The sequence below is a fragment of the Vibrio sp. 10N.247.311.47 genome, from assembly GCF_041467535.1.
Taxonomy (GTDB): domain Bacteria; phylum Pseudomonadota; class Gammaproteobacteria; order Enterobacterales; family Vibrionaceae; genus Vibrio; species Vibrio crassostreae_C.
The window spans coordinates 1-22,663 of the sequence record NZ_JBFSUR010000027.1; the positions used below are offsets into that span (position 1 = coordinate 1).

At 45.4% G+C, this 22,663-nt stretch carries 18 protein-coding genes and 1 tRNA gene; 1 reads left to right on the top strand and 18 read right to left on the bottom strand.

What is annotated here, in order from left to right; genetic code table 11:
• Positions 1-103: 103 nt before the first annotated feature.
• The 6 genes from AB6E51_RS17110 to pncC form a co-directional block, all read right to left on the bottom strand.
• Positions 104-196, bottom strand: a tRNA-Ser gene (locus AB6E51_RS17110).
• Between the two features lie 474 nt (positions 197-670).
• Positions 671-868, bottom strand: a complete 198-nt coding sequence (gene csrA, locus AB6E51_RS17115; protein WP_004415691.1) for a carbon storage regulator CsrA — start codon at positions 866-868, stop codon at positions 671-673.
• A 92-nt stretch (positions 869-960) separates the two neighbouring features.
• Positions 961-2,142 carry an aspartate kinase gene (locus tag AB6E51_RS17120; RefSeq protein ID WP_017063224.1) on the bottom strand — a complete coding sequence of 394 codons (1,182 nt, stop codon included), beginning with the start codon at positions 2,140-2,142 and terminating at the stop codon, positions 961-963.
• 220 nt (positions 2,143-2,362) lie between these two features.
• Positions 2,363-4,945, bottom strand: coding sequence for an alanine--tRNA ligase (alaS, locus tag AB6E51_RS17125; protein WP_372057946.1), 2,583 nt, complete (start codon positions 4,943-4,945; stop codon positions 2,363-2,365).
• 332 nt (positions 4,946-5,277) lie between these two features.
• Positions 5,278-6,318, bottom strand: a complete 1,041-nt coding sequence (gene recA / locus AB6E51_RS17130; protein ID WP_017056586.1) for a recombinase RecA — start codon at positions 6,316-6,318, stop codon at positions 5,278-5,280.
• Between the two features lie 139 nt (positions 6,319-6,457).
• A complete protein-coding gene (gene pncC / locus AB6E51_RS17135) occupies positions 6,458-6,952 on the bottom strand; it encodes a nicotinamide-nucleotide amidase (protein WP_065585102.1) in 495 nt (164 codons plus the stop codon).
• Between the two features lie 124 nt (positions 6,953-7,076).
• Between pncC and mutS the strand changes: the two genes are divergently transcribed.
• The gene (mutS, locus tag AB6E51_RS17140) at positions 7,077-9,638 is read left to right on the top strand and encodes a DNA mismatch repair protein MutS (protein ID WP_017059026.1); all 2,562 of its coding nucleotides are present in this window, start codon (positions 7,077-7,079) and stop codon (positions 9,636-9,638) included.
• Positions 9,639-9,778: 140 nt separating this feature from the next.
• Here the strand turns inward: mutS and rpoS are convergent, their stop codons facing one another.
• The 12 genes from rpoS to relA form a co-directional block, all read right to left on the bottom strand.
• Positions 9,779-10,759, bottom strand: a complete 981-nt coding sequence (gene rpoS / locus AB6E51_RS17145; RefSeq protein ID WP_017059027.1) for an RNA polymerase sigma factor RpoS — start codon at positions 10,757-10,759, stop codon at positions 9,779-9,781.
• Between the two features lie 98 nt (positions 10,760-10,857).
• Entirely contained in the window at positions 10,858-11,772 is a 915-nt protein-coding gene (gene nlpD / locus AB6E51_RS17150; RefSeq protein ID WP_017059028.1) for a murein hydrolase activator NlpD, read from the bottom strand.
• Positions 11,773-11,806: 34 nt separating this feature from the next.
• A complete protein-coding gene (locus tag AB6E51_RS17155; RefSeq protein ID WP_017633213.1) occupies positions 11,807-12,433 on the bottom strand; it encodes a protein-L-isoaspartate(D-aspartate) O-methyltransferase in 627 nt (208 codons plus the stop codon).
• A complete protein-coding gene (gene surE, locus AB6E51_RS17160; protein WP_017633214.1) occupies positions 12,434-13,177 on the bottom strand; it encodes a 5'/3'-nucleotidase SurE in 744 nt (247 codons plus the stop codon).
• An 81-nt stretch (positions 13,178-13,258) separates the two neighbouring features.
• Positions 13,259-14,305 carry a tRNA pseudouridine(13) synthase TruD gene (gene truD, locus AB6E51_RS17165; RefSeq protein WP_372057947.1) on the bottom strand — a complete coding sequence of 349 codons (1,047 nt, stop codon included), beginning with the start codon at positions 14,303-14,305 and terminating at the stop codon, positions 13,259-13,261.
• 22 nt (positions 14,306-14,327) lie between these two features.
• A complete protein-coding gene (gene ispF / locus AB6E51_RS17170; protein ID WP_372057960.1) occupies positions 14,328-14,807 on the bottom strand; it encodes a 2-C-methyl-D-erythritol 2,4-cyclodiphosphate synthase in 480 nt (159 codons plus the stop codon).
• Positions 14,808-14,809: 2 nt separating this feature from the next.
• Positions 14,810-15,511 carry a 2-C-methyl-D-erythritol 4-phosphate cytidylyltransferase gene (gene ispD / locus AB6E51_RS17175; RefSeq protein WP_372057948.1) on the bottom strand — a complete coding sequence of 234 codons (702 nt, stop codon included), beginning with the start codon at positions 15,509-15,511 and terminating at the stop codon, positions 14,810-14,812.
• Positions 15,511-15,792, bottom strand: coding sequence for a cell division protein FtsB (gene ftsB, locus AB6E51_RS17180; protein WP_010435786.1), 282 nt, complete (start codon positions 15,790-15,792; stop codon positions 15,511-15,513). The genes ispD and ftsB overlap by 1 nt, the downstream gene beginning before the upstream one ends.
• 401 nt (positions 15,793-16,193) lie before the next feature.
• The gene (gene eno, locus AB6E51_RS17185) at positions 16,194-17,492 is read right to left on the bottom strand and encodes a phosphopyruvate hydratase (protein WP_017063215.1); all 1,299 of its coding nucleotides are present in this window, start codon (positions 17,490-17,492) and stop codon (positions 16,194-16,196) included.
• Between the two features lie 81 nt (positions 17,493-17,573).
• Positions 17,574-19,214, bottom strand: a complete 1,641-nt coding sequence (locus AB6E51_RS17190) for a CTP synthase (protein WP_017063214.1) — start codon at positions 19,212-19,214, stop codon at positions 17,574-17,576.
• Positions 19,215-19,364: 150 nt separating this feature from the next.
• On the bottom strand, positions 19,365-20,162 hold the full coding sequence (gene mazG / locus AB6E51_RS17195) for a nucleoside triphosphate pyrophosphohydrolase (RefSeq protein ID WP_136973764.1): 798 nt from the start codon (positions 20,160-20,162) through the stop codon (positions 19,365-19,367).
• Between the two features lie 210 nt (positions 20,163-20,372).
• Positions 20,373-22,595, bottom strand: coding sequence for a GTP diphosphokinase (gene relA / locus AB6E51_RS17200; RefSeq protein ID WP_017063212.1), 2,223 nt, complete (start codon positions 22,593-22,595; stop codon positions 20,373-20,375).
• Positions 22,596-22,663 lie beyond the last annotated feature (68 nt).

Genomic DNA, 22,663 nt, shown 5'->3' on the forward strand with positions numbered 1-22,663 from the left:
TTCGAACCTCCGACCGCCTGGTTCGTAGCCAGGTACTCTATCCAGCTGAGCTAAGGACGCACATTTACATTGTCTAAATTGCTAATTTTAGACTCGCAAGAAATGGCGGTGAGGGAGGGATTCGAACCCTCGATGCAGCTACAAACCACATACTCCCTTAGCAGGGGAGCGCCTTCGGCCTCTCGGCCACCTCACCGTCTTGCGGAGGCACATATTACGTTTTACCGAAAATATGTCAAACACTTTATTGAAAAAAATTGGACAAAAACACTCAACCGTTTGCTATTTAATCAAAGCGCTTGCAAATTGAACTTATAAGATTCAAATCGCGCTTTTTCCCTTAAAAATTAAGGTGAAAGATTGGCAATAATAAACAGCCGAAAACAATTATCTAATTTCTCCAGAAGCAAGTGCTACCGCTGATGGCACAATACTACGGGATGCGTATTTTCGCCATAGGGGAAGCGAATAAATCTTGAGTTTTGCCAAACAAAATACAGAGCAACAGTTCTGTTCAACCTTGTCTGTATCTCGCAGCATCACAAAGCATTCACTTCACCACTTTGAGACCGATCCGTTATCCAACCCATCTATGTCCCAATCAGTGTTTCGGTTCCCCAAGATCAAAAAAGGCTAGCAACAATGCTAGCCTCTTCTCTACGCAAAAGTATTAGTAGTTGCCAGATGCAACGTTACCATTACCTTTTTCAGCTTGAATGCGCATGTAGATCTCTTCACGGTGAACAGATACTTCTTTAGGTGCGTTAACACCGATACGTACTTGGTTACCTTTAACGCCTAGTACAGTAACTGTTACTTCATCACCAATCATCAGTGTTTCGCCAACGCGGCGAGTCAAAATTAGCATTCTTTGCTCCTTGAGTAATCTCTAAATTTATCTAGCTACGAGAGCATTATCCAACAAAAGTTATATTTTCGTAAACTATCGATTGAGTTTATTTAACCAAAATGCACTTCTTTTTTAGGATAACCCTGTGTTTCACGCGCTACGATGTATGCATTGTGTAATATGTTAGCAGCCATATCGACTTGCGTTGGTGATATCACCAAAGTTAAAGACTGCTGCTGCAATAAGTGATGCTGTACATCAATTTCGCCTTCAGACAACAATCCATGTGAACTGACCACAATTTCTTGTGTTCGGCTTCCTACCACAGTTAACAAACTAACCTGTTCACTATTACGGATTTTCTCAGCAAAAACTAGTTTTAATTTGGCACTTATGTCTTGTTTAATAATGAGTGCTGCCCGTTCTGTTTCCTCGATCACACTACAGACTTCGATCCCCAACAGTTGGCAATGTGAAATGAAAGACGGTAAATCTTCATTCAAACACTCGATACGCACCATATCTCTTTGGATGGCGATGCCAGCAATATCATTCAAACACTGATTACCCGCGATCAATGTGCCTTCGCCTTGTTCAAAGCTTGAAAGCACTCGCAATGACACGTTGTGCTGCCATGCATACTGAACACAAGGAAGGTGCAATACCTTAGCGCCTCGGCGAGCCATCTCTTCCATAGAAGGAAAGTCTAAAGTATCTAATTTCTGAGATTGTTTTACGACTCTAGGGTCACAAGAGTAAACACCATCTACATCAGTATAGATCTGGCATTCTTTCGCCTGCAAGGCACCTGCAAGCGCGACCGCTGTAGTATCTGAACCACCGCGGCCTAATGTCGTGATATCACCTTTCGCATTGAATCCTTGAAAGCCTGCAACAATAACAATCTGGTTGTCATCTAGCAGAGCTTGAATCGGAGCAGTATCAATACGCTCAATCGCTGCATTATTATGATTAGAATCCGTGTGTATCTTGGCTTGATAGCCAGTCATCGATGTCGCTTCATAACCTAACTTGTGTAACGTCATTGCTAACAAGGCCATGGAAACTTGCTCGCCAGCCGTTAACAACACATCCAGTTCTCTAGCGTTTGGTACGCTATCAACTTGCGTGGCTAAATTAACTAACCGATTTGTTTCACCAGACATAGCAGAAACGACAACCACGATCTGGTTCCCTTCATTTTTCGCTTCAATGATTTTTTCTGCTACATGATGGATTCGTTCAATTGAACCCACCGACGTTCCACCAAATTTCTGCACGATAAGAGGCATTTTCACCCGTCCTCACCTTCCCAAGACCAATGTCTATATATGACAAAAAAACACATACTCCGCGTCAGGGCGAAGCAATAAAAAATTAACCAAGGAGTCTAACGCCACCATTAGACTTCTTGGTTAATCTCAATCAAACCTTGTTTAAACACACTTCCAATAGGCAAAATAAAAGATGCCCAATCAACTGATTGGGCATCTTTGTATCAATTACTTAAGCTTAAAGACGCTCTTCTAGCCAAGTACGCACAGATTTAAGCGCTTCTGGCAGTGCTTCAACGTCTGTACCGCCCGCTTGAGCCATATCTGGACGACCGCCGCCTTTACCGCCAACTTGCTCAGCAACCATCTTAACGAGGTCACCCGCTTTTACTTTGCCGATAAGGTCTTTGGTTACGCCAGCAATCAAGCCAACTTTACCGTCTGCGATATTCGCAATCAGGATGATGCCGCTACCTACTTGGTTTTTAGCGTTATCAACCATAGTACGTAGGTTCTTGTTGTCTGCGCCTTCAATTGCAGCAACCAAAACTTTAGTACCAGAGATGTCTTCTACTTTGCCCATGATATTTGCGCTTTCTGCAGCAGCCATCTTTTCTTTAAGCAGTTGGATTTCTTTCTCTAGCGATTTCGCTTTCTTAGCTGATTCAGCCAGTTTCTCTTCGTAAGCGTTAGCTTGAGCTTCTACTGCATCTAGTGCAGCTTCACCTGTTACCGCTTCAATACGACGAATACCCGCAGCAATACCACCTTCAGAAGTGATCTTGAATAGGCCGATATCACCTGTGTTTGAAGCGTGGATACCACCACAAAGTTCAGTAGAGAAGTCGCCCATAGATAGAACGCGAACTTCATCATCGTACTTCTCGCCAAACAGTGCCATTGCACCTTTTTCTTTCGCTGACTCGATGTCCATGATGTTCGTTTCAATCACATGGTTCTTACGAACTTGTGCGTTAACTAGACGCTCTACTTCTTTAATCTGTGCTGGTGTTACCGCTTCAAGGTTAGAGAAGTCAAAACGTAGGTTGTCTGGCTTAACTAAAGAACCTTTCTGAGCAACGTGCTCACCTAGCACTTCGCGCAATGCAGAGTGAAGTAAGTGAGTGGCAGAGTGGTTTAGTGAGATAGCAGCTCGACGCTCAGCGTCAACCGTTGCTTCTACTTTATCGCCCTTAGCAAATACACCTTCAACTAGCTCACCGTGGTGCGCAAATGCGTTACCTAGCTTCTGAGTGTCTTGTACTTTGAAAAGACCCGACGCTGTTTTTAGTGTACCAGCATCACCACATTGACCGCCTGACTCAGCGTAGAATGGTGTCTCTTCAAGGATGATGATTGCTTTGTCGCCAGCCGATAGTGAAGCAACCTCTTCGCCGTCAACGAATAGCGCAGAGATTTCACCAGCACCTTCAGTTGCTGTGTAACCACAGAACTCAGTGTTGGTGTCTACTTTGATTGTCGCGTTGTAATCCGTGCCGAATTGGCCTGCTTCACGTGCACGCTTACGCTGTGCTTCCATCGCCTTCTCAAAGCCTTCTTCATCGATAGTAAAATCGCGTTCGCGAGCTACATCGTTAGTAAGGTCAGCTGGGAAGCCGTATGTATCGTAAAGTTTGAAAACTGTTTCGCCGTCAAGCTCTTTGCCTTCAAGTGCATCTAGTGCGTCATTAAGAATAACCATGCCGCGCTCTAGCGTACGACCAAAGTTCTCTTCCTCAATGCGAAGTACTTTTTCAACCAGCTCTTGCTGTTTCTTAAGTTCATCTGCCGCAGAGCCCATCACTTCAGCCAGTACGCCCACAAGTTTGTGGAAGAACACGCCTTGTGCGCCAAGCTTGTTACCGTGACGAACTGCACGACGGATGATACGACGTAGAACGTAGCCACGACCTTCGTTTGAAGGCATAACACCGTCAGCAATTAGGAATGAACAAGAACGGATGTGGTCAGCAATAACGCGTAGCGATTGGTTAGATAGATCGTCATGACCAACAACTTCCGCAGTCGCTTTGATTAGCTTTTGGAATACATCAATTTCGTAGTTAGAGTGAACGCCCTGCATGATTGCAGAAATACGCTCAATACCCATACCTGTATCTACAGCAGGCTTAGGTAGCGGTTCCATTGTGCCGTCAGCGTGACGGTTGAACTGCATGAATACGTTGTTCCAGATCTCGATGAAACGGTCACCATCTTCTTCAGGTGTACCAGGACGGCCGCCCCAGATGTGCTCACCGTGATCGTAGAAGATTTCAGTACATGGACCACAAGGACCTGTGTCACCCATCGTCCAGAAGTTATCAGACTCGAACTGTTTACCGCCTTCTTTGTCGCCAATGCGAACGATACGGTCAGCAGGAACACCTACTTTCTTGTTCCAGATATCGAATGCTTCATCATCTGTCTCGTATACCGTTACCAGTAGACGATCTTTTGGCAGTTGAAGAGTTTCAGTCAGGAATTCCCAAGCAAATCCAATCGCTTCTTCTTTGAAGTAGTCGCCAAAGCTGAAGTTGCCTAGCATTTCGAAGAACGTGTGGTGACGAGCCGTGAAACCTACGTTTTCAAGGTCATTGTGTTTACCACCCGCACGTACACAACGCTGAGCCGTAGTTGCTCGAGTGTAGGCACGCTTTTCGGCGCCTAAGAAGCAATCTTTGAATTGGTTCATACCTGCGTTAGTGAATAGCAGGGTTGGATCGTTATGTGGAACTAACGATGAACTGTCTACGATTTGGTGTTCTTTGCTCTCAAAGAACTTAAGGAACGCGTTGCGAACCTCATCAGTGCTCATGTACATGCAGCTCTTCCTGAAAATAGTCGAGTTAGAATTTTGCCGTATTGTAGATCATGGTTAAGGCTTCGACTAGTTTTCTTGTAGAAAAGACACCCTTGGGCAGGATTTTAGTGGGAATTCGATAAAATGAAGAATATTCCACTATATCTTGCCGTGGAAAAGCAGAACTAAATTGACGACCTAGTACCGAAGAAACTCAGTCAACGAGAGAGATTTGACCAAAGACATGCTCGACGGAGCAGATCCAATAAAAAAGCCCCGCATAAAATATGCGAGGCTTTAAATTCTTTCAAAGCGGATGCTTCTTTCAAACATCCACTCTATAAAACGTGAGCTTATAGCTCTTCGTTTTCTTCTTCTTTCTCTACGTCTTTCTCTTCAAGAACAGCAGGAGTCAGTAGTAACTCACGAAGTTTAGTATCGATCTCTAGAGCAACTTCTGGGTTTTCACGTAGGTATTTACCAGCGTTAGCTTTACCTTGGCCGATCTTATCGCCTTTGTAGCTGTACCAAGCGCCTGCTTTTTCTACTAGCTTATTCTTAACACCTAAGTCGATAAGCTCACCTTCGCGGTTGAAGCCTTTACCGTAAAGGATTTGAGTCTCAGCTTGTTTGAATGGTGCAGCAATCTTGTTCTTAACGACCTTGATACGAGTTTCGTTACCAACAACTTCATCACCATCTTTAATCGCACCAGTACGGCGAATATCAAGACGAACAGATGCGTAGAACTTAAGTGCGTTACCACCTGTTGTTGTTTCTGGGTTACCGAACATCACACCAATTTTCATACGAATTTGGTTAATGAAGATAGCCATACAGTTAGACTGCTTAAGGTTACCCGTCAGCTTACGCATTGCTTGAGAAAGCATACGAGCCTGAAGACCCATGTGGCTGTCGCCCATTTCGCCTTCGATTTCTGCTTTTGGTGTTAGGGCTGCTACTGAGTCAATAACAAGAACGTCGATTGCACCTGAACGAGCCAGTGCATCACAGATTTCCAGCGCTTGCTCACCAGTATCTGGTTGAGAAACAAGAAGTGCATCGATATCAACACCAAGCTTTTGAGCGTAGATAGGGTCTAGTGCGTGCTCCGCATCAACGAATGCACACGTCTTTCCCACTTTCTGTGCTGCAGCAATAAGCTCAAGCGTTAGCGTTGTTTTACCTGATGATTCTGGACCGTAAACTTCTACGATACGTCCCATCGGTAGGCCACCAGCACCTAGTGCGATATCTAGAGATAGAGAACCTGTAGAAATAGTTTCTACGTCCATTGTGCGGTTATCACCAAGACGCATGATAGAACCTTTACCAAATTGCTTTTCAATCTGACCAAGGGCTGCGGCTAACGCTTTTTGTTTATTCTCGTCCATTTCTATCTCCACATAATCGGTTGTCTCAACAAGCGATCTAGAATCTATTTCTAACCCACATAGGGGTGACTAATTGGCTTTTATTATACTGTTGATTCATACAGTGTCTATACCTGTATGAAAATAATTTGTACAAATGTTACTTACCTTCCATTGATAGGTAATCATAAATAACTTGCAGGGCATGGTGCGTGGCTTGTTGGCGTACTTGTGATCTGTCGCCTGTAAATACATGCGTTTCTACTTTATCCCAGCCATTTAGCGCTTTCCACGCGAAGCATACTGTACCAACAGGCTTATCTTCGGTCGCGCCACCTGGGCCAGCGATGCCACTGATTGATACAGAGATCGTCCCGTTTGAATATTGCAATGCCCCGCTCGCCATTTCTATTACGACAGGCTCACTCACGGCGCCGAACTCCATTAAGGTTTTAAGTTGTACACCTATCATCTCTTGTTTGGCTTCATTGCTGTACGTAACAAAAGCGCGATCAAACCATCCAGAGCTGCCCGCAATATCGGTGACTGCACTCGCGACACCTCCGCCAGTGCAAGATTCAGCCGTCACTAACACGTGTTTGTGTTTAGCGAGTAAATGTCCAAGCTGCTCACTAAGGTCTTGAGTCATCTGCATCATCTGCTTCCCTTTATTTACTGTCATATCATTTGGATTCGCATCTTTTCGCATCAGCCGCTTTTCGCACGAAACGCTTTCACGTATCCTAAGCCGCAATAGAAATAAACGAAAGAAGTTAACTGTGAAAGCCGATCAAAAACATACTCCCATGATGCAGCAGTATCTAAAACTGAAAGCAGAAAACCCAGAAATTCTGCTGTTCTACCGCATGGGCGATTTCTACGAGCTTTTCTACGATGACGCTAAAAAAGCCTCTCAACTCCTCGATATTTCACTGACTAAGCGTGGCTCATCAAATGGTGAACCGATTCCGATGGCAGGTGTTCCATACCATGCGGTTGAAGGATACCTTGCAAAGTTAGTGCAACTTGGTGAGTCCGTAGCAATTTGTGAACAGATTGGTAATCCAGCACTTTCAAAAGGCCCTGTTGAGCGCGCAGTAGTGCGTATCGTGACACCGGGTACCGTAACCGACGAAGCCTTGCTTTCTGAACGCGTTGATAACCTAATTGCAGCCATTTATCACCACAACGGTAAATTCGGTTATGCGACACTTGATATTACCTCTGGCCGATTCCAACTTTGCGAGCCAGAAACAGAAGAAGCGATGGCCGCTGAGCTACAAAGAACCTCTCCGCGTGAGCTGCTGTTCCCTGAAGATTTCGAACCCGTCGATTTAATGGCAAGCCGTAATGGCAACCGCCGCCGCCCTGTATGGGAATTTGAATTAGACACCGCTAAGCAGCAATTGAATAAGCAGTTTGGTACTCGCGATCTGGTTGGCTTTGGCGTAGAAAGCGCGAAACTGGGTCTATGTGCGGCTGGTTGTTTGATCCAATACGTGAAAGATACCCAACGTACTGCCCTCCCTCATATCCGTTCACTCACGATGGATAAACAAGATCACTCGGTGATCCTTGATGCTGCAACTCGTCGTAATTTGGAGATCACGCAAAATCTTGGGGGTGGTACTGATAACACCCTTGCCGAAGTACTTGATCACACTGCGACAGCAATGGGTAGCCGTATGCTTAAGCGTTGGTTACATCAACCAATGCGCAATATATCTGCACTCGATCAGCGCTTAGATGCAATTGGTGAAATGAAAGATTTGGCTCTATTCACAGAACTACAGCCAACCTTAAAACAGATTGGTGATATCGAACGTATTCTCGCTCGATTAGCACTTCGCTCTGCTCGCCCTCGCGATATGGCGCGTCTTCGCCAAGCAATGGAATATTTGCCAGAGCTTGCTGAAACACTGACGCAACTGAAGCACCCATACCTAACTCAACTTGCTCAATATGCTTCTCCTGTGGATGAGGTTTCTGAGCTGCTTGAACGTGCAATCAAAGAGAACCCACCGGTGGTTATCCGTGACGGTGGTGTGATTGCAGAAGGCTACAATGCCGAGTTAGACGAATGGCGCGACCTTGCAGCAGGCGCAACTGAATTTCTTGATAAGCTTGAGCAAGAAGAGCGTGAACGTCATGGCATCGACACGCTAAAAGTTGGCTACAACAACGTACATGGTTTCTTCATTCAAGTAAGCCGTGGGCAAAGCCATCTTGTGCCGCCACACTATGTTCGTCGTCAAACGCTGAAAAATGCTGAGCGTTACATCATTCCTGAGCTAAAAGAGCACGAAGACAAAGTACTTAACTCTAAGTCGAAAGCACTCGCTATCGAGAAACAGCTGTGGGAAGAGTTGTTTGACTTACTACTGCCGTATCTAGAGCGCCTACAAAATATCGCCTCTTCAGTATCTCAGCTTGATGTTCTACAGAACTTGGCTGAGCGTGCAGATACCCTTGATTACTGTCGTCCAACCATGACAGAGTCTGCTGGCGTACAAATTCAGGCCGGTCGTCACCCTGTTGTTGAACAAGTGATGGACGAACCTTTCATTGCTAACCCTATCGACCTGAATGATCAACGTAAGATGCTGATCATCACGGGTCCCAACATGGGTGGTAAATCGACCTACATGCGCCAAACGGCACTCATCGCATTGATGGCTCATATCGGTTGTTATGTTCCTGCAGAAAGCGCAACCATCGGCTCTATCGACCGTATCTTTACGCGTATTGGCGCATCCGATGATTTGGCTTCTGGCCGTTCAACCTTCATGGTTGAGATGACAGAAACCGCAAATATCCTGCACAATGCAACACCAAACAGCCTTGTGCTAATGGATGAAATCGGTCGTGGTACCAGTACTTACGATGGCCTGTCTCTGGCTTGGGCAAGTGCAGAGTGGCTAGCCAATCAAATCAATGCGATGACACTGTTTGCAACGCACTACTTTGAGCTAACTGAACTACCTAACCAACTTCCAACTTTAGCAAACGTACACTTAGATGCGGTTGAGCATGGTGATAGCATTGCCTTTATGCACGCAGTTCAAGAAGGTGCTGCAAGTAAATCTTATGGTCTAGCGGTTGCAGGTTTAGCTGGCGTACCGAAAGCAGTGATCAAGAATGCTCGTGCGAAGCTGACTCAGTTAGAAGCGTTAAGTATGGAGTCGCCAACATCGAAGCCAAGCGGTGTCGATATCGCAAACCAACTGAGCCTGATCCCAGAACCGAGTGAAGTAGAGCAAGCGCTAGCGAATGTTGATCCTGATGATCTAACTCCTCGCCAAGCATTAGAAGAACTTTACCGCTTGAAGAAGCTGCTTTAGTTTCTTACCAAGTAGCTTGTTATGGCCGTACTGCTATTTTGATTAGACGGCATGAAATACCAAAGCCACAAACAAAAAAACGCTGACTTAAAGTCAGCGTTTTTATTTGTCTTCTATTTAGAGAAGCATCATCCGTTCAATTAGTCGTTTTCTACGTTGAACAGGTTTTCCATATTCAGACCTTGCTTGATAAGAATCTCACGTAGACGGCGAAGACCTTCAACTTGGATTTGACGAACACGTTCACGAGTCAGGCTGATTTCGCGGCCCACTTCTTCTAATGTTGACGGTTCATAACCCAGTAGTCCAAAGCGACGCGCAAGCACCTCTTTCTGCTTAGGATTCAGCTCATCAAGCCAGAAAATCAACGAGTTCTTGATATCGCTATCTTGAGTTGAAACCTCAGGATCTGAATTATTGATGTCTGGAATAATATCCAACAGCGCTTTCTCACCGTCACCACCAATTGGCGTATCAACAGAGCTCACTCTTTCGTTTAGACGAAGCATCTTGCTCACATCACCAACTGGCTTATCTAGCTTAGAAGCAATTTCTTCTGCCGTTGGTTCATGGTCAAGCTTTTGTGATAGCTCTCTTGCAGTACGTAGGTAGATGTTCAGCTCTTTCACAACATGGATTGGCAAACGGATAGTGCGAGTCTGATTCATTAACGCACGTTCAATGGTTTGACGAATCCACCATGTCGCGTAAGTTGAGAAGCGGAAGCCACGCTCTGGATCAAACTTCTCTACGGCGCGAATCAAACCTAGGTTGCCTTCTTCGATTAGATCGAGAAGTGCAAGGCCGCGGTTGCTATAACGACGTGAAATTTTTACCACTAAACGCAGGTTACTTTCGATCATGCGTTTACGTGCTGCTTCATCACCGCGTAGAGCTCGACGTGCATATAGCACTTCTTCTTCAGCGGTTAGTAGTGGTGAGAAACCAATTTCGCCTAAGTAGAGTTGAGTGGCATCTAAACTTTTAGACGTAACTTCAACTTCTTCTTTCGCTTCGGTTTTCTTAGTGACTGTTCGTTTTGCTTTTCCAAGAGCTTCCGGTTCCGTGGTTGCTTGGTCAAGATCGAACTCTTCTTTGGTTACTGCATTGCTTATACTCATAACGCCTCCCCCTGGCGAAATTAGCATGACATTACAACTTCATATGTCGCTAAATGACTATGTCACTCCATACAATACGTAATTTTTGCATATTGTATTTAAGGTAAATATCGTTTTGGATTAACGGACTTACCTTGGTAACGAATCTCAAAGTGCAGCCTAACACTGCTGGCTCCAGAGCTTCCCATTGTTGCAATCTTCTGCCCTGGTTTCACACTTTGCCCTTCAGATACTAATAGTCGGTCGTTGTGCGCGTATGCACTTAAGTAATTATCATTGTGCTTCACAATCACTAGATTGCCGTAGCCTCGTAGTGCATTACCCGAATAAACAACCGTTCCCCCTGCAGTAGATACTATTGGCTGACCTCGCTGTCCTGCTATGTCTATGCCTTTATTTCCTTGTTCGCCTACAGAGAAACTCTTGATTACTCTCCCTTTAGTTGGCCATAACCATTTGGATACTTTATCACTTGTTGGTTTGGTGGGCGGTGTAACATTCTGTTTACCTTTAGAACCAACATACTCCTTTGATTTGGATTGTTCAACCTTCTTTGGTGGATCTTTTTTCACCACTTTGGTGGTAGTTTGAGCTGGAGCCGGTTTAGAGTTTTTGCTCTTTTGTGGTGTGGTTTTCGGTTTACTTGCCGCAGATGACGTTGTGGATGCGGCGACAGGCGCAGCAACTGCTGCTGCCGCTACCGTTGACTTACCATACGCTGGCGCGTTGTAGCTAGGACGCCATAACTTAAGCTTCTGCCCTGGGTGGATAGTGTAAGGAGCAGACAACTTGTTATAACCGATGAGGTCTTTAACGTCTTTATTGGTGACATAAGCAATGAAGTAAAGGGTGTCGCCTTTTTTAACTTCATAGTAACTGCCACGATAACTACCACGATCAATCGATGAGTAATTCTTGTTTAGGTTTGAAACGGGCGCAGGCGAATTCGCTGCACACCCAACAAGGGCACAGCTAAGCAGTAAAGTACTTCCTTTTAACAACTTCGAACGCATCGACTCTCTATCCACCTACACCATTAGTCTTTTATTAAGCTAGCTCACCAGGAACAAGAGGTACAAATCTCACCATCTCGATAACACTCGATAAAAACTCATCGCCGTGACGAACGATCTTCAACAGTTGTTGTTCATCATCCCCAACAGGAATCAGTAAACGACCACCATCTTTCAGCTGTTGCAGAAGCGCTTGAGGAATCGACTCTGCAGCAGCGGTAACAATAATCGCATCAAAAGGCGCCTTTGAAGACCACCCTTGCCAACCATCACCATGCTTAGTTGAAATATTGTAGAAATCGAGTTGCTTCAACCTACGCTTAGCATCCCATTGTAGCGACTTTATTCTTTCAACCGAATAGACATGATCAACAAGCTGAGCCAATACTGCGGTTTGGTAACCAGAACCCGTTCCAATCTCCAAAACGCGGCTATCTTGTTGTAACTCAAGTAACTCTGTCATTTTAGCAACAATATATGGTTGCGAGATGGTTTGCCCCTGTCCGATCGGCAGCGCATTATTATCATAAGCTTGATGGTACATCGCCTGTGATAAAAAGCTCTCTCTCGGCAGTTGGTAAATCGCATCAAGAACCTTTTGGTCTCGGATACCATTTTCAATCAGAAAAGTAACTAAGCGCTCGGCTTGTGGATTGCTCACTTACTTCTCCCCTAACCATGTTGTCATCGCACCTAACGACTCGTGCGCCGTCAGATCAACTTGTAACGGTGTTACCGATACAAAGCCATGTTCGATTGCGTAAAAATCGGTACCTTCGCCAGCATCTTGCTCTTTACCCGGAGGACCAAGCCAATAGATATCATGACCACGAGGGTCTTTTTGCTTAATCATATCTTCGGCATGGTGACGAGCACCGAGGCGCGTAACTTGAGTACCAGAGAGTTGTTCTAAAGCCAAATCAGGCACATTGACGTTTAACAGGCGATTAGTTGGGATTGGGTTGACTAAATGTTGTTCGACGATACGACGAGCAATCGCTGCCGCTGTCTTAAAATGTTTTTTACCCACCAATGAAAATGCCACCGATTGAACGCCTAAGAAATGCCCTTCCATTGCGGCTGCGACTGTGCCTGAATAAAGCACATCGTCACCAAGGTTAGCACCGTGATTAATACCCGTTAAAACCAGATCGGGCATATCGTTCTTGAGCAGTTCATTTAACGCAAAATGCACACAGTCGGTCGGCGTGCCTTGTACCGAGTAGGTATTTTCTGCAATTTCTTGAACGCGCAAAGGTTGTTCTAAAGTTAATGAATTTGAAGCACCTGAGCGATTTCGGTCAGGTGCCACAATGATAACTTCAGCAAGATCACGTAATTCATTTGCTAGCTCATGAATACCTTGAGCGTGCACACCATCATCATTGCTGAGTAAAATCTTCATCTTGTATCCTTTCTTTTGTTCCCATGCTAAGCCAAGTCACTTAAATTCCAATATCAAGTGACTCAGCTCCAAGCAGAATCGTTATTGCTCGTAGGTTCTCTCTACGTGTACTTCTTCAACCAACTCTCGAACGATAGCGGTTGCGAAACAACCTGCGTCTAGAGAGAACTTAAGAGTGACATTATCTTCGTTCACTTCCCAAGTTAAATCGGTTGGTTTTAACGATGCTTCACGACGGTCATGGCGCATGCGGTTACCGCGAATCAGCGCCATTAGGTCAGGTTCAGAATCAAGATGTTTTTGCTCTAACGCTTGAGACTCATCAATCGTTGGTAAGGCATTATCGCCAGCCAAAGCAACAGTTATCAAAGCAGAACCGTTCGCAATGTCTTGGTTTACAGCTTCAATGCTGTCTGCTGTTACTGCCAGTTGAGCACCGTCTTTCACCACGATATCGCCAACCAATGCTGATGCAAACGCATCTTGCTCAATACGGTCTGAAAGGATCAGGTTGTAAATCCACGAGCGAGCCGCAGAAAGGTACAAGCTGCGCTTATTCTGGTTACGAGTACGAACGTTATCACGGCCCCAACGACGAGCTTCAGATAAGTTGTTACCTTCATTACCAAAACGCTGAGCACCGAAGTAATTTGGCACACCGACTTGAGCGACTTTTTCCAAACGTTTTACGACATCATCACAGTCTGTTACTTCAGACAAAGTCAGCTCGAATTGGTTGCCAACTAAATCACCCGGACGTAACTTTTTGTTGTGTCTTGCTGTCGCCAAGATCTCAATGCTTGGGTACTGTGCTAAGAACCCTGAAAAGTCAGGCTCACCTTTTGGTAGGTGTACACTCAACCACTGCTCTGTCACAGCGTGGCGGTCTTTCAAACCCGCCCAGCTCACGTCTTTCGACTTAACACCGCAAGCTTTAGCCAGCTCATTGGCCACGAAGCTCGTGTTCTCACCCGTTTTACGGATGCGAACCATGAGATGCTCGCCTTCGCCGGTAAATTCAAAACCCAAGTCTTCATTAACGACAAAGTGTTCGGCTTTTGCTTTTAGTTTTGCTTTCGCAGTTGGTTTACCGTTTAGATAAGCCAATGAAGATAAAATATCTGACATGCTGTTCTTTTCGTGTTGGTGCTTACGCACTTTTGGTAATTAGGACCACCGCTTCACATGCGATGCCCTCTTTGCGACCTGTAAAACCTAAACGCTCTGTGGTCGTCGCTTTTACATTCACATTACTGATGCTGGTTTCTAAGTCTTGTGCAATAGCTTGGCACATAGAGTCTATATGAGGCGCCATTTTTGGTGCTTGCACCATGATAGTAATATCGGCATTACCAATCACGTAGCCTTGCTCTTTTACTCGACGATAAACATCTTTCAGTAGCTCACGGCTATCCGCACCTTTCCATTCGTCATCGGTATCAGGGAAATGACGACCAATATCACCCGCAGCAATCGCACCCAATAGAGCGTCACATAACGCATGTAGGGCAACATCACCGTCTGAGTGTGCAATAAGACCTTGTTCATAAGGGACGCTCACGCCACCAATAATTACCGGGCCTTCACCACCAAACTTATGTACATCAAAGCCATGGCCAATACGAATCATCATTATTCCTTATTCTGACTTAAATAGAACTCAGCAAGCGCTAAATCTTCAGGCTGAGTAATCTTAAAATTATCTGAACGCCCCGCCACTAAAGCGGGCGATAAACCTTTCCATTCAAAGGCTGAGGCTTCATCAGTAATTGAAGCGCCTTGTTGCAACGCCTCACTTAATGCCTTCCACAGAGGCTTTGCTCTGAACATTTGCGGCGTAAGTGCATGCCATAAATCGGCACGCTCAACGGTATGCTCGATCTGCCCTTGGGCACCGCGCTTCATCGTGTCACGAACTGGAGCCGCTAAAATAGCGCCCACATCATGGCTCATCGCGCCGGAAATTAGCTTGTCGATATCACTTAGCTGAACACACGGCCTTGCCGCATCGTGAACCATTACCCACTCACCGAGCTGTTGCTCTGCAATGTAATCTAAAGCAGAGAGTACGGAGTCCGCTCTTTCGCTTCCACCCGACACTCTGATCACTTGTGGGTTCTGATTTAGAGCAAGCTCTGGGTAGTATGGGTCATCATCGCTGATCGCAACGACAATTTGAGCGACTTGTGGGTGAGACAGTAATTTCTCAATGGTGTGCTCTAAAATTGTTTTGCCGTGAATCTTGAGATATTGCTTAGGGCGGTCTGCCTTCATTCGGCTACCGACGCCCGCCGCAGGTACAACGGCAATCACGCTTTGAAGTTGAGTCGACATTAATGGGATTCCTCACCAATGATGCGATAAAACGTTTCACCTTCTTTGACCATTCCAAGTTCATGACGTGCGCGTTCTTCTATCGCGTCTAAGCCTTGGCGTAGATCGTCAATTTCAGCAAACATTTCTGCATTTCGAATATGCAGCTTTTCATTTACTTGCTGTTGAACTTGGATTTCGTTGTTCACACCGTAGTAATCAGAGATACCATTTTTACCGAGCCACAGTGTGTGTTGTAGCCAGCCAAACACTATGAGCAGTACTAAAGCAAAAATTCGCATAACACCTTTCGCCGGTTGAAAAAGAAGGAACTAGAATAAGGCACATATATACCATAATGAGCTTATTGGTGCGAGATATGTGGTGTCAGGGAATCAATAAGTCGGGGAGTCATTGTCAGGAAAACAATGAGATTCCCTACTCCTTCCTTCGTCAGTCTAGGGAATGACGAACTTTATATGTGACAAGGAGGAGCTTTAGAGCCTAGAGCTTCTTTCATTCAGTTTTCTACAGACAAAAAAATGCCCCGCATAAGCGAGGCATTCAAAAGTATTAGTGCATAATTCTAACTAGTTGGTGCTGTAGCAAGGCAACAAAGAAGATTCAGCTATGGAGCATAGTTTCCTATGTGACTTAGTGAATCTTCTGCAGTTAACGCAGCTACAGTGCCAAATAGGACGAATTATTGACCTTTAACTTCTTTAAGACCGTTGTAAGGAGCTTTAGAACCTAGAGCTTCTTCGATACGGATAAGTTGGTTGTACTTAGCAACACGGTCAGAACGGCTCATAGAACCAGTTTTGATTTGACCTGCAGCTGTACCTACCGCTAGATCAGCGATAGTTGCATCTTCAGTTTCGCCAGAACGGTGAGAGATTACTGCAGTGTAGCCAGCGTCTTTAGCCATCTTGATAGCAGCTAGAGTCTCTGTTAGAGAACCGATTTGGTTGAACTTGATAAGGATAGAGTTAGCTACGCCTTTCTCGATACCTTCAGCAAGAATCTTAGTGTTTGTAACGAACAGATCGTCACCAACGATTTGAAGTTTGTTGCCTAGAAGTTCAGTTTGGTGCTTGAAGCCATCCCAATCTGACTCGTCAAGACCGTCTTCAATAGAAACGATTGGGAAGTTGTTCGCTAGCTCAGCTAGGTAGTGGTTGAACTCTTCAGAAGTGAAAGTTTTACCTTCGCCCTTCATGTTGTAGATACCAGCTTCTTTGTCGAAGAACTCAGATGCTGCACAGTCCATAGCAAGAGTAACGTCTTTACCTAGTTCGTAACCAGCAGCTGCAACAGCTTCTGCGATAACTTCTAGAGCTTCAGCGTTAGACTTAAGGTTAGGAGCGAAACCACCTTCATCACCAACTGCAGTGCTGTAGCCTTTAGACTTAAGAACTTTAGCTAGGTTGTGGAATACTTCAGCGCCGATACGTAGACCTTCTTTAAGAGTTTTAGCGCCAACTGGTTGGATCATGAACTCTTGGATGTCAACGTTGTTATCTGCGTGCTCACCACCGTTGATGATGTTCATCATTGGTAGAGGCATAGAGAACTGACCAGCAGTACCGTTTAGCTCAGCGATGTGCTCGTATAGAGGCATGCCTTTCGCAGCAGCAGCAGCTTTTGCGTTAGCTAGAGATACAGCTAGGATAGCGTTCGCGCCGAACTTAGACTTGTTATCAGTACCGTCTAGGTCAAGCATGATTTGGTCAACGTCAGCTTGTGCTTTAGCGTCAGTACCAACTAGAGCTTCAGCGATTGGGCCGTTTACAGCTTCAATAGCTTTAAGAACACCTTTACCTAGGAAACGTGATTTGTCGCCGTCACGTAGCTCAAGAGCTTCGCGAGAACCAGTAGATGCGCCAGATGGAGCAGCAGCCATACCTACGAAACCGCCTTCTAGGTGTACTTCAGCTTCTACAGTTGGGTTACCACGTGAATCGATGATTTCACGACCTAGAACTTTAACGATCTTAGACATTGAATGTTTCCTTCTCGTTGAATATATAAATGTCAAATTTAAAGGTAGCAGCACAACTTACGCAGCTACCTGTATTCCTTTTTACTTCTCTAACTCGCCGCGCTGGAACTCACCAGCCGCTTTAACGAAACCTGCAAACAATGGGTGACCATCGCGAGGTGTTGAAGTGAACTCTGGGTGGAATTGAGCAGCAACGAACCATGGGTGGTTCGGGTTCTCAATAACTTCAACCAGTTTCTTGTCCGCAGATAGACCCGATACTTTTAGGCCCGCTTTTTCGATTTGTGGACGAAGATTGTTGTTCACTTCGTAACGGTGACGGTGACGTTCATGGATCGTCGCGCTACCGTATAATTCGTAAGCTTTCGTCCCTTTCGCTAGGTGACAAAGCTGTGAACCAAGACGCATTGTGCCGCCAAGGTCAGATGTTTCTGTACGCTCTTCAACTTTACCTTCGCCATCAGTCCACTCAGTGATAAGACCAACAACTGGGTACTTAGTTTCAGTACAGAATTCAGAAGAGTGTGCCCCTTCCATTTTCGCAACGTTACGAGCGTACTCGATAAGTGCTACTTGCATACCTAGACAGATACCTAAGTACGGTACTTTGTTTTCACGAGCGTATTGAGCAGCAAGAATCTTACCTTCAACACCACGGTCACCAAAGCCACCAGGAACTAGGATTGCATCTAGGCCTTCTAAAACTTCTACGCCACGAGACTCAACGTCTTGTGAATCTACGTATTTAATATTAACGCTTAGGCGATTTTTCAAGCCCGCGTGTTTTAGCGCTTCATTTACTGATTTGTATGCGTCTGGTAGTTCAATGTACTTACCAACCATACCAATCGTCACTTCACCCGTTGGGTTAGCTTCTTCGTAAATTACTTGTTCCCATTCAGACAGGTCTGCTTCTGGAGCTGTGATGCCGAAACGCTTACATACAAGTTCATCAGTACCTTGAGCTTTAATAAGCTGAGGGATCTTGTAGATAGAGTCAACATCGCGCATAGAAATAACTGCATTTTCTTGCACATTACAGAACAGAGCAATTTTCTTACGCTCGTTCGAAGGAATGTTGCGGTCTGAACGACAAACTAGGATGTCTGGCTGAATACCAATAGACAGTAGCTCTTTTACAGAGTGTTGCGTTGGCTTAGTTTTCACTTCGCCCGCAGCTGCTAGGTATGGCACTAGAGTAAGGTGCATGAACATTGCGCGTTCACGGCCTAGTTCTACTGCTAGCTGACGAATCGCTTCCATGAATGGTAGAGATTCGATATCACCAACCGTACCACCAACTTCAACGATCGCGATATCGTGGCCAGCTGCGCCAGAAATTACACGCTCTTTGATAGAGTTAGTGATGTGTGGGATAACCTGAATAGTTGCACCTAGGTAATCACCGCGACGCTCTTTTGCTAGTACGTCTGAGTAAACACGACCTGCAGTGAAGTTGTTACGCTTAGTCATCTTGGTGCGAATGAATCGCTCATAGTGACCAAGGTCAAGGTCTGTTTCAGCGCCATCTTCCGTAACGAACACTTCACCGTGCTGAGTCGGGCTCATAGTGCCTGGATCAACGTTGATGTAAGGGTCAAGCTTCATCATGGTCACTTTAAGACCACGAGCTTCTAAAATAGCTGCAAGAGATGCTGCAGCAATACCTTTACCTAGAGAGGATACAACCCCGCCAGTAACAAAAATGTAATTTGTCGTCATGTTTAACCTGAAATTGGTTGAATGAGGGAAATGGACTACTTCTGGACGGGATGAAAATATACCAGAAGCCCCTTATCGCCACAACGTGAAATCTATCACACTGCTATTTTTTATTTTTTGCTTCAAATCAATTCATGATAAAAGCTTTGGTTATCTTTTCTCCGCCACTTTGACTTCATCCCACATGGAATCAAGCTGTTGTAGTGAAAAGTCAGTCAAATTTTTATCTTGCTGACGAACTTTTTGTTCCACCCCTTTAAAGCGACGCGAAAACTTGAGATTGGCTTTATTGAGTGCCGATTCTGGGTTTTTACCTAAATGTCGTACCAAATTGACCGTCGCAAACAGCAAGTCTCCCAACTCTTCTTCAACCAAATCTTCATTTGGCGTCACTTGAAGTGCCTCTTCCAGCACCTCATCGACTTCCTCTAAAACCTTATTAGCCACTGGGCCAATAGAGTCCCAATCAAAGCCATATTTCGCTACCTGTTTTTGAATCTTTGTAGCACGTGAAAGCGCAGGTAGAGAGTTTGGTATTGAGTCTAGAATACTTTCTTGAGTTTTGCCTGCCTGAGCTTTTTCTTTGGCTTTTTCAGCTTCCCAGTTGGCATTAATTTCTTCATCGCTCGCAAACTCGGTATCAGAAAACACATGCGGATGGCGGCGTGTTAGCTTTTCGTTAATGCCATCAACCACATCAGAGAACTCAAACAACCCCTGTTCTTTCGCTAACTGGCTATAGAAGATCACCTGAAACAACAAGTCACCCAACTCTTCTTGTAGGTTCGGCCAATCTTTGTTGTGAATCGCGTCCACCACCTCGTAGGTTTCTTCGATAGTATGCGGCACAATTGTTTCAAAATTTTGTTTCAAATCCCAAGGACAGCCACCTTCTGGATCGCGCAGCTTAGTCATAATCTGTTCAAGTTGTTCAATCGGGTGATTCATCGTTTTCTTCCTATTCACTGTCTTTGATTTTTAAATTTATAACGTCTTCTAAAACTAAAAAAGGCGAGCAGCCAAAACCACTCACCTTTCTATTCTTTCCGTCATCCCCAAGAGCGAAGAATGAGCGAGTTGGGGATCTCAAATCGCTTTACGAGATTCCCTATCACGTTCGTCCCTCACTGTAGGGAATGACGTGGATAGTATTTTGGCCTACCCCAACCTTTTGACTGACATAACATCTTTGATTTGTTCTACTCGGCTGGTAACGCGACTCAGAATTTCAATATTGGTCACTTCCAAATCGAAATCCATTACCGATAGCTGACGCTTGTAGTCGATGCGGCTCTTCATTGTGGTCACGCTGATCTTTTCATTCGAGAACAGTGAGGTGATGTCTTTCAACAAGCCATTACGTTCTAGCGCTTCAACACGCAGCGTTAGGATGTATGAACCGACAAAGCCATTACCCCAAACGGTATCAATGATACGTTCTGGCGCATGCACGCTTAGCTCGCCTAGCTGTTCACAGTCAGCGCGGTGCACTGAGATACCACGACCTTGAGTGATGTAACCTTTAATCACATCACCTGGGATTGGCTGACAGCAACGCGCTAGGTGCGTCATTAGGTTATCAACGCCCTCAACCACTACCGCATCTTTCTTCGGACGACTCTGTTGTGCCGGCTTGTTTTCCGACTCAAGCAGTTTCTCTAGCGCTTTCTTGTCTTCTTCTTCCGCCGTTGGCTTATTCACTAGCGCATTGATGTGATTAACCACTTGGTTAATACGCAAGTCGCCACTACCAATACCTGCATAGAGTTCGTCTGGCGTATTCACGTTAAAGCGTTTTAGTGCGTATTGATCAGCATCTTTTAGGGTTGCGCCTACTTTCGCTAGCTCAACTTCCAGGATATCACGACCCGCTTCTAGGTTTTTCTCACGGCTTTGTGCGCGGAACCAAGCGTTGATTTTCGCTCGAGCTCGACCAGAATGAACAAAACCTGTGGTTGGATTTAACCAGTCACGAGATGGGTTCGGCTCTTTCTGCGTGATGATCTCAACTTGATCGCCCATCGATAGTTTATGAGTGAACGGTACGATACGCCCCGCTACTTTGGCACCGATACAGCGGTGTCCGACCATCGAGTGGATGTGGTAGGCGAAATCCAACGGGGTTGCGCCCATTGGTAAGTCGACCACGTCACCACGTGGAGTAAATGCGTATACACGGTCATCGAAGACTTGGCTACGTACCTCATCCAGCATCTCGCCAGAGTCCGACATCTCTTCTTGCCAGTCGATAAGTTTACGCAACCAAGTGATTTTCTCATCGTAGCCACTACGGCCGCTTGAAGCTCCTTCTTTGTACTTCCAGTGCGCCGCCACACCAAGCTCAGAGTCTTCGTGCATTTGCTTAGTACGGATCTGAATCTCAATGGTCTTGCCTTCAGGGCCAAGTACTACGGTATGAATCGACTGGTAACCATTTGGCTTAGGGTTCGCCACATAGTCATCAAATTCGCTCGGGAGGTGCTTGTATTTAGTGTGTACCACACCAAGGCCGGCGTAACAGTCTTGCAGCTGGTCAGCGATAATACGTACTGCTCGTACGTCAAAAAGCTCATCGAAGGCTAAGCCTTTCTTCTGCATTTTGCGCCAGATACTGTAGATGTGTTTTGGTCGGCCACTCACTTCAGCATTGATGTTTGAACGCTGCATTTCTGCGGTTAAATCATCAACGAAATCTGTGATGTATTGTTCACGAACGATACGACGCTCAGACAGCTGTTTTGCAATCTGCTTGTAGGTATCTGGTTGTTGGTAGCGGAATGCGTAATCTTCGATTTCCCACTTAAGTTGGCCGATACCTAAACGGTTAGCCAGTGGTGCATAGATGTTAGAACATTCTTTTGCTGCCGCACGACGCACAGCATCAGGTGCCTTTTTCACCTCAATAAGGTTACAGATTCGTTCAGCGAGTTTGATGACTACGCAGCGGAAATCATCGACCATCGCCAGTAGCATACGGCGAACGTTATCAACTTGACCCGAGGCAGCACTGCCTTCAAGGGTCACGTTTAGCTGGCCCAAGGCCGCCATTTCTTCAACGCCGTCAATCAGCTTAACGATTTCTTTGCCGTAGCTTTCTTCGAAGGCTTCGCGTTCAAAAACGCCACTTGATACCACTGGGAAGAGTTGTGCTGCGACTAATGTTGCACGATCCATCGACAGCGTGACCAAGATTTCAATCATCTCGCGTCCACGCCATAGCAAGAGTGATGCTTGCTCGTGATCTTTTAATAGCTCTTCACAGTGACGATAAACTTTGTTCAGTTTATTCGAGGTTTTTGCGTCTTGCTTTAATGACGCAATCCAACTTTCTAGCTCAAACTGTTCGCTTGGGTTTAAATGTGCGCTTCGTACCGCAACCATCGTGCCTTCCTAGTTATTCTGTTTTATACCCAATTCAATATGACTAACTGGTTCCAAGTTAGTTCGAC